At 69.6% G+C, this 8,809-nt stretch carries 7 protein-coding genes; 4 read left to right on the top strand and 3 right to left on the bottom strand.

Annotated features, from left to right (window positions below; translation table 11 throughout):
- Positions 1-104: 104 nt before the first annotated feature.
- The gene (locus ACFWW9_RS35415) at positions 105-797 is read left to right on the top strand and encodes an alpha/beta hydrolase (protein WP_390386635.1); all 693 of its coding nucleotides are present in this window, start codon (positions 105-107) and stop codon (positions 795-797) included.
- 2 nt (positions 798-799) lie between these two features.
- Positions 800-1,990: an exonuclease domain-containing protein gene (locus tag ACFWW9_RS35410; protein ID WP_390386633.1), complete on the top strand. Its 1,191-nt coding sequence runs from the start codon at positions 800-802 to the stop codon at positions 1,988-1,990.
- On the opposite strand, the gene ACFWW9_RS35405 is transcribed toward ACFWW9_RS35410, so the two are convergent.
- The 3 genes from ACFWW9_RS35405 to ACFWW9_RS35395 all read right to left on the bottom strand — a co-directional run bounded on the left by ACFWW9_RS35405 (position 1,987) and on the right by ACFWW9_RS35395 (position 6,440).
- Positions 1,987-2,703, bottom strand: coding sequence for a sulfite exporter TauE/SafE family protein (locus ACFWW9_RS35405; protein ID WP_390386632.1), 717 nt, complete (start codon positions 2,701-2,703; stop codon positions 1,987-1,989). The genes ACFWW9_RS35410 and ACFWW9_RS35405 overlap by 4 nt on opposite strands.
- Positions 2,704-2,714: 11 nt before the next feature.
- Complete coding sequence (locus ACFWW9_RS35400) at positions 2,715-3,551, bottom strand: phosphotransferase family protein (protein WP_390386630.1); 837 nt, start codon at positions 3,549-3,551, stop codon at positions 2,715-2,717.
- Between the two features lie 75 nt (positions 3,552-3,626).
- Entirely contained in the window at positions 3,627-6,440 is a 2,814-nt protein-coding gene (locus ACFWW9_RS35395) for an aconitate hydratase (RefSeq protein ID WP_390386629.1), read from the bottom strand.
- 155 nt (positions 6,441-6,595) lie between these two features.
- Between ACFWW9_RS35395 and ACFWW9_RS35390 the strand changes: the two genes are divergently transcribed.
- Positions 6,596-7,354, top strand: coding sequence for an ATP-binding cassette domain-containing protein (locus ACFWW9_RS35390; RefSeq protein WP_390386628.1), 759 nt, complete (start codon positions 6,596-6,598; stop codon positions 7,352-7,354).
- Positions 7,355-7,471: 117 nt separating this feature from the next.
- The gene (locus ACFWW9_RS35385) at positions 7,472-8,794 is read left to right on the top strand and encodes a hypothetical protein (RefSeq protein ID WP_390386627.1); all 1,323 of its coding nucleotides are present in this window, start codon (positions 7,472-7,474) and stop codon (positions 8,792-8,794) included.
- Positions 8,795-8,809 lie beyond the last annotated feature (15 nt).

Genomic DNA, 8,809 nt, shown 5'->3' with positions numbered 1-8,809 from the left:
GGCGCCTTTCCAGCCTTGACAAGACGAAAGAGGGTGGGATAATTGGCGCAATCGGGGGTTAGCCCAGCCCTCCGATCCCACCACGTCCCCCGGACGAGTGAAATATGCCGCCCAACACCAAATCGTTGTCACCCAAAACCGCTGTTTTGGTCCACGGCCTCTACCACTCCCCGGCCCACTTCGACGCCCTGGTCGACCTCCTCCGGTCCCAGGGCGTCCAGGTAACCGTCCCCACCTTGCACCGACGCTCCCTGGATGCCGATACCCAAGAGGTTCAAGCGGCCGTGGACGCCCACTCCACCCCGCCCGTGGTCCTAGGCCATTCCTATGGCGGCTCGGTGATCACCGGCCTGACCGGTGCGGCTCACCTGCTGTACCTGGCGGCCTTCGTCCTCGCCAAGGGCGAAAGCGCGGCGAGCGTCGACGCCGCCACCTCCCAGCTCCGCGCAGCGGTGCGCCCCGACAACGCCGGAACCCGCATCGACCCCACCCTCGCCACCGCCCTCTTCTACGCCGACTGCCCACCCGAAACGGCCGCGCGAGCGACCGCCCTGCTCCGCCACCAACTCCCCGGCTGCGGCCGAGGCTTCCCCGGACGTCAGGCGTGGCAAGACACCCCGTCGACCTACGTCGTCTGCACTCAAGACAAGGCCGTCGACCCACGAGTCCAACGGCTGATGGCCCGCCGATGCACGACCGCACTCGAATGGCCCACCAGCCATTCGCCCTACCTGTCCCGCACATCCGACGTGGCAGCGTTGATCCAGCACCAGTTCGACAACCTCGCTGAGGAGTGACCATGCCCGAGGGTTACGCGGTGATCGACGTCGAGACGACCGGCCTTCACCCCGGCTGGCACCACCGGGTTGTGGAAGTCGCCGTGGTTCGGCTCGACGACCACGGACGGACGCTCGACGAGTGGTGCACGCTCGTCAACCCGGAACGCGACATGGGTCCGCAAAGGATCCACGGCATCAGCGCCGCCGAAGCCCGCCTCGCCCCGTCGTTCCACGACATCGCGGGCGACCTGGCAGCCCGCCTCAAGGGCAACCTGGTCGTAGGCCACAACGTCTCCTTCGACCTCCTCTTCCTCGCCGCCGAATTCACCCGCGCGGGCATCGACTCACCACTCGACCCCGACAAGGGCCTCTGCACGATGGCCTTGTCGCAGCAATACCTGCGAGCCCCAAGCCGTTCCCTCACCGCGTGCTGCACAGCCGCCGGAATCGTGATCAACCGCGCCCACTCGGCCCTGGACGACACCCTCGCCTCAGCCGCCCTCCTGACCCGCTTCCTGCACACCACGGGCACCCCACCTCCGTGGCAAGACCAGGTCACCCAGGCAGCGAACACCCCCTGGCCAGACCTCCCGCTCACCGGCCGCAAAGCCGAACGCGGGACGCAGTTCACCCCCCAACACTTCCTCCGCCTGATCGACGACCTCCCGCGCATGACGGACGTCCCCCACGCGGACGACTACCTGGCCGTCCTCGACCAAGCCCTGATCGACCGCCACCTCTCCATGGTCGAACAAGCCGAACTGGTAGCCGTGGCGACATCCCTGGGCCTCTCCCGCCCGGACGTCGAAGAAGCCCACCGCCGCTACCTCGCAGCCTTGGCACAACGCGCGGACACAGCCACCCCGGAGGAACAAGCCGACCTCCGCCACATCGCCGACCTCCTAGGCCTACCCCCGCACGAAGTCGACCGGACGACAACAACCCCCACCACGAAGTGGGGCACCTTCCGCCTCCACGAGGGCGACCAAATCGTCTTCACCGGAGAATCCGCCTCCCGAGAACACTGGGAAGCACGAGCGACCAACGCCGGACTGGACGTCCACGCCACCGTCACCAGAAAAACCCGCCTGGTGGTAGCGGCAGACCCGGACACCTCCTCCGGCAAAGCGGCGAAAGCCACGACCTACGGCATCCCCGTCATCACCGAAGCCGCGTTCGCCCGCCTCCTCGCAACCTACGAGAACACCTAACCGAGCACACTCCGCAAGATCAGCGTGATCGCCGCGACCGTCGACAACAGCAACACCGGCGTCCGAATCCCCTTGGCGTCAACGAGCTTGCGCAACGGACTCGACAACAGGAACCCCGCCACCAGGAACGGGATCAACAACAGCCCGGTCACGACCTGCGGCACGTGCACCTGCCCCGCCACCAACAATCCCGCAAGGGACGTGAACGACCCCAGCACGAAATACGCGGCGAGCGTCGCGCGGATCTGCGCACCGGGGGAGTGCTGGTACAGCATCGCCACCGGCGGCCCACCAACCGACATCGCCGTCCCGAACGACCCGCTCGTCAACCCCGCGATCACCAACGCCGTCCGAGTCGGCCGAGGATTCCAGGTCGTGATCGACAGCAGCACGCTGAGCAGCACGACAACCCCGATGAGAAGGCTGAACTGCTTCTGGTCCAACGAGTCCACCAGCAGCACGCCGATCACCGTGCCGGGCATCCGCCCCAGGATCGCCCACCCGACCCCGTGCCAGTCGACGTGCGCGTGCTCGCGCGCCAGGCTCATGATCGAGTGCGTCATGGCCGTGATGAGGATCGGCACGGGCAGCAGCGCCGGGTCCAGCAGGGCCAGGATCGGCACCGCCACCAACGCCAACCCGAACCCCGCCAACCCCTGGACGAGTCCGCCGAGCGTGACCACCAACCCCGCCAGCAGCAGTCCGCTCCACATGTTTAGCTACGCTAACAGAACAGCCACTCCAGCGACGCGAGCGCGTTGTCGGCGTACCGCCGCTCCCCGGTCCGGATCCCGTACTCCAGGTCCTCCAGCACCGTGCACCGCGCGAGGAACACCGCCCGCTCCCGGTGCTCCTCACCGCCATAAGCGCTCAACGCCGCCTCGAACCCCGCGGGCCCTAGATCGCGGCACAGCAGCCCCAGGTCGTAGGCCGGGTCGGTGAACGCCGCGTCGGTCCAGTCGATCACCCCCGTGACCGTCCACCCGCGCTCGGAGACCAGCACGTGCTCCACGCCCAAGTCGTTGTGCGAGAAGACCAGTTCCGCAAAAGTAGGCGGCGGCTCGGCACCGAGGAACTCCTCGATCCGTCCACGGTGGACAGTCGGAACCGTGGCCGGGACGTACAGCTCCGCCGCCTCCGCGAGCCACCGCGACGGCGGGTCGTCGTCGACCCCGACCACGTCCGCCACCCGCTCGGCGGGCACGGCGTTCAGCACCGCCAGGTACCCGCCGAGCACCGCCCCGATCTCCGCCGCGGGCGCTCCCGACAGGCCGAGGAGTTGCCGTCCGGGCACCTTCCGGTACGCCAGGCACCCCATCTCCGTGACGGAGAACACGGGCACGGGCACCGGCAGGGGCGAGAACTCCGCCACCTTCGCCAACAGCCGCGCCTCCCGGTCCGTCTCGGCGGGATCGGGCTCCTTCGCGAACCGGACCACCACCTCGCCGTTCACCTCGAACGCGACGTTGTCCTGCCCCTCGCCCAACGCCTCCACCCGCTCGACCCGGTAGGCGGGCAGGCACTGGGCGAACACCTCGCGGACCCGGTGGTCTTCCGTCATGGCGGCGACCCTAGCCGGGAACGGCGAAAGGGCCGCCCACCACGGAGGTGAACGGCCCTTTCGCGCGAACGACGACTAGCTGCGCACCATCTTGCGCAGCACGTACTGCATGATCCCGCCGTTGCGGTAGTAGTCGGCCTCGCCGGGGGTGTCGATGCGGACGACCGCGTCGAACTCCACCTTCGAGTCGCCCTTGACGGCCACCACGTGCACCGTCGACGGCGTGGAACCGTCGTTCAGCACGGTCACGCCGGACACGTCGAACGTCTCCGTGCCGTCCAGGCCCAGTGACGCGGCGGTCTCGCCCGCCGGGAACTGGAGCGGCAGGACGCCCATGCCGATCAGGTTGGAGCGGTGGATGCGCTCGAACGACTCGGCGATCACGACGCGCACGCCCAGCAGGGCGGTGCCCTTCGCGGCCCAGTCGCGGGACGAGCCCGAGCCGTACTCCTTGCCCGCCAGCACGACCAGCGGAACGCCGGCGGAAGCGTACGCGGCCGACGCGTCGTAGATCGTGGTCTGCGGCGCGTCGTCGGCCAGGAAGTTGCGGGTGAACCCGCCCTGGACGTCGTCGAGGAGCAGGTTGCGCAGGCGGATGTTCGCGAACGTGCCGCGGATCATCACCTCGTGGTTGCCGCGCCGGGAGCCGTAGGAGTTGAAGTCCTTGCGCTCCACGCCGTGCTCGGTCAGGTACTTGCCCGCGGGGGAGTCGCCCTTGATCGAGCCTGCGGGGGAGATGTGGTCCGTGGTGACCGAGTCGCCCAGCAGCGCGAGCACGCGAGCGCCCGACACGTCGGTGACCGGCTTCGGGTCCATCTCCATGCCCTCGAAGTACGGGGGCTTCCGCACGTAGGTCGAGTCCTCGGCCCACTCGAACGTCTTGCCGGTCGGCGTCGGCAGCGACTGCCAGCGCTGGTCGCCCGCGAAGACGTCCGCGTAGTCCTTGGTGAACATGTCCGACGTGATGGACGTGGAGACGACCTCCGCGACCTCCTGCGCCGACGGCCAGATGTCCGCGAGGTACACGGGCTTGCCGTCCTGGTCGGTGCCCAGCGGCTCGGTGGTGATGTCCTTGTCCATCGACCCCGCGAGCGCGTACGCCACGACCAGCGGCGGGCTGGCCAGGTAGTTCATCTTGATGTCCGGGTTGATCCGGCCCTCGAAGTTGCGGTTGCCCGAGAGCACGGACACCGCGGCGAGGTCGTTCTCCTGGATGCCCGCGGAGATCTCGTCCTGGAGCGGGCCGGAGTTGCCGATGCACGTGGTGCAGCCGTAGCCGACCAGGTGGAAGCCCAGCTTCTCCAGGTACGGGGTGAGGCCCGCGCGCTCGTAGTAGTCCATGACGACCTTGGAGCCGGGCGCGAGGGTCGTCTTGACCCACGGCTTGCGCTCCAGGCCGCGCTCGACGGCCTTCTTGGCCAGCAGCGCCGCGCCGATCATCACCGACGGGTTGGACGTGTTCGTGCACGACGTGATCGCGGCGATCGCCACGGCGCCGTGGTCCAGCTCGAACTCCGCGCCGTCCAGCGTGACCGTGATCGGGTTGCTGGGACGGCCCTGCGCGCCCTCGGCGGCCGAGTGGAACACGACCGGCTTGCCGCTGCCGTTCTGGCCCTCGTGCAGGGCGGGCGGGTCGGAGGCCGGGAAGGACTCGTCGGACGCCTCGTCCACGCCGGACTTCGCCTCGACGTCGCCGTGCGTCACGTACGCCTTGAGCGCCTGGCGGAACGACTCGCGGCCGGCGGTCAGCTCGATCCGGTCCTGCGGCCGCTTCGGGCCGGCGATGGACGGGACGATGGTCGCGAGGTCCAGCTCCAGGGTCTCGGAGTAGACGGCCTCGAAGTCCGGGTCGTGCCAGAGGCCCTGCTCCTTGGCGTACGCCTCGACGAGCGCGATCTGCTCGGCGGAGCGGCCGGTGAGCTTGAGGTACTCGATGGTCTCGCCGTCGATCGGGAAGATGCCGACCGTGGAGCCGAACTCCGGGCTCATGTTGCCGATGGTGGCGCGGTTCGCCAGCGGCACCGCGCCGACGCCCTTGCCGTAGAACTCGACGAACTTGCCGACGACGCCCTGCTTGCGGAGCATCTCGGTGATCGTCAGCACCAGGTCGGTGGCGGTCGCGCCCGCGGGCAGCTCGCCGTGCAGCTTGAAGCCGACCACGCGCGGGATCAGCATCGACACGGGCTGGCCCAGCATCGCGGCCTCGGCCTCGATGCCGCCGACGCCCCAGCCCAGCACGCCCAGGCCGTTGACCATGGTCGTGTGGGAGTCGGTGCCGACGAGGGTGTCGGGGTACGCCTGGCCGTTGCGGGTCATGATCACGCGGGCCAGGTGCTCGATGTTCACCTGGTGCACGATGCCGGTGCCCGGCGGGACGACCTTGAACTCGTCGAACGCCGTCTGGCCCCAGCGGAGGAACTGGTAGCGCTCGTAGTTGCGCTCGTACTCCAGGTCCACGTTCGACTCGAACGCGTCCGGGCGGCCGAAGATGTCGGCGATGACCGAGTGGTCGATGACCAGCTCGGCCGGGGCCAGCGGGTTGACCTTGGTGGGGTCGCCGCCGAGCTGCGTCACGGCCTCGCGCATGGTGGCGAGGTCGACGACGCAGGGCACACCGGTGAAGTCCTGCATGACCACGCGGGCCGGGGTGAACTGGATCTCCGTGGACGGCTCGGCCGCCGGGTCCCAGCTCGCGAGCGCGCGGACGTGGTCGGCGGTGATGTTCGCGCCGTCCTCGGTCCGCAGCAGGTTCTCCAGCAGGATCTTCAGGCTGTAGGGCAGGCGCTCGGCGCCTTCGACGGCGTTGAGCCGGAACACCTCGTACGAGGCGTCCCCGACGGTGAGCGATCCGCGGGCGCCGAAGCTGTCCTTGCTCGAAGGTGCAGTCACGTCAACTCCATACAGCGCAAGTCTGGTGGTTGGGAACAAGGCGAGTCTTGCGCACTCGCGCTGGTGGCGCAGACGTTGCCCTCTGCTTTAAACAGTACGCGCGTCCTTTATAGGCCTTCAAGCCAGGCTCACCTAACCTGGGGGAGGATGGCCGCGTGATCCAACTCGAACGGATCGGCAAGCGCTACGGCCGAGGCCCGTGGGTGCTCCGCGACGTGGACCTGACCTTCGACCCCGGCGAGCTGACCGTCCTCACGGGCGGCAACGGCTCCGGGAAGTCGACCTTGCTCAGGATCATCGCAGGCGTCACGTCGCCCAGCGGCGGGCGGGTCAAGGGCAGGCCCGCGTCGGTCGGCTACCTGCCCGAGCGCTTCCCGGCGGGCCTGCGGCTGTCCACCACCGCCTACCTGCGGCACCTGGCCGCGATCAGGGGCAGGACCGGCGCGGACGTGCTCGGCGAACTCGGCTTCCACGGCGACCCGGACGCGCCGATCTCGACGCTGTCCAAGGGCAACACGCAGAAGGTCGCCATCGCCCAGGCGTTCCTGGCGAAGGACCTGCTGGTGCTGGACGAGCCGTGGACCGGCCTGGACACCGGGGCCAGCGCGGTCCTCGGCGAGCTGATCGCCGCCTCGGAGGCGACCGTGCTGGTCACCGACCACCGCGGCACCGCCCGCGCCCTGCCGAACGCCCGCGAGGTCGTCATGCAGGGCCCGGCGGCGACGACCGGCGTGGCCATCGAACTGGTGCAGGTGAGCGACCTCACCACCACCGTCATTGGCGACTGGGACGGCGTCCGCGTGGTGTCCGCCTCCGACGGGCGCCTCAGCCTGCTGGTCGAGTCGGGCGTGAGCGACCGCGTGCTGGCCGACGCGCTCCGGATGGGCTGCTCGGTGAAGAGCGTCCGAACGTGATCTGAACCGATCATGGTGATTTTCCTTTCGCCGCAACGACTTCGAGTCCGGTTGGGACGTTTGGGGGGTGGTGGCGGCGACCCCGGCGCGGTGAGATCGGGGGCGGAGGTGCCGAGGATGGGGCGAACCCGGTTCGTGGTGTCGTTGCTGGGGCTGGTGCTGGTGGCGGGAGGGGCGCCCGCCGTGGCCGCCGGTGTTCCCGACGACCAACCCCTGCCCGGCTACACGATCTCCAACCCGCCGCTGACGCCCGAGGTCGTCGACGGGAAGCCGAGCCGGGTGCTGCAAGGCGTGGACCGGCACGCCGCGTACACCATCGAGGTGCCGCCGAACTGGAACGGGCGGCTCACCCTGTGGGCGCACGGGTACCGCGGCACGGGCAAGGTGCTGACCGTCGACCCGCCCGGCTACGGGCTGCGGACGACGCTGCTGCGCCAGGGGTACGCGTGGGCGGCCTCGTCGTACAGCGCCAACGCCTACGACGTGCGCGCGGGCGTGACCGGGACGCACGACCTGGCGCTGAGGTTCGGCGAGCTGGTCGGTCGGCCCAAGAAGGTGTTCGTGGCCGGGGTGTCCATGGGCGGGCACGTCATCGGCCGGTCGCTGGAGCAGTACCCCGGCTTCTACGACGGCGCGCTGCCGATGTGCGGCGTGCTCGGCGACCAGGAGCTGTTCGACTACTTCCTCGACTTCCAGCTCACGGCGCAGGCCCTGTCCGGGATCCGCGCCTACCCGACGCCCCCGGACTACGTGACGGCCGTCGTGCCGCGCATCCAGGCCGCACTCGGACTGACCGGTCTGCGGCCCGGCGGTCCGGACACCACGAACGACCGCGGCAAGCAGTTCCGGGCCGTGGCGGTCGAGAGGTCCGGCGGCGCGCGACCGGGCGCGGAGAACGCGTTCGCCTACTGGAAGGACTTCGTGTTCGGCCTCGGCGCGCCCTCGACGGGCACCCGCCTCGCGGAGAACCCCGGCAGCCTCGCCACCAACCTGACCACGCGGTACCGGCCGAACACCCCGGTGAACCTCGACCGGAGCGTCCAACGCGTCGCCCCTGTCGACTGGCGCTCCCGCCTCTCGCCCGCCCTGACGGAGATCCCGCGCATCGCGGGCAGGCCGACCGCCCCGGTCCTGTCCCTGCACGGCCTGGGCGACCTGTTCGTCCCGTTCTCGATGGAACAGGCCTACCACCGCGACGCCGTGCACAACGGCCGCTCCCGCCAGGTCGTGCAACGCGCGATCCGCACCGTGGAGCACTGCGAGTTCTCCCCGACCGAGGTCGGCACCGCGTGGAACGACCTGGTGGCGTGGGTCGACCGGGGCAGGAGGCCCGCGGGCGACGACGTGGACAGGACCTCGGCCGCGAACTACGGCTGCCGCTTCACCGATGCGACCGCGTACCCGTCCGGCACCCGCGCGATGTTCACGCCCTGCCCGTGACCCCCTGACGACTCC

The sequence above is a fragment of the Umezawaea sp. NPDC059074 genome, assembly GCF_042738955.1.
Taxonomy (GTDB): Bacteria; Actinomycetota; Actinomycetes; order Mycobacteriales; family Pseudonocardiaceae; genus Umezawaea.
Note: the sequence above shows the minus strand (reverse complement) of the source record. Positions and strands in the feature narration are given on the sequence as shown.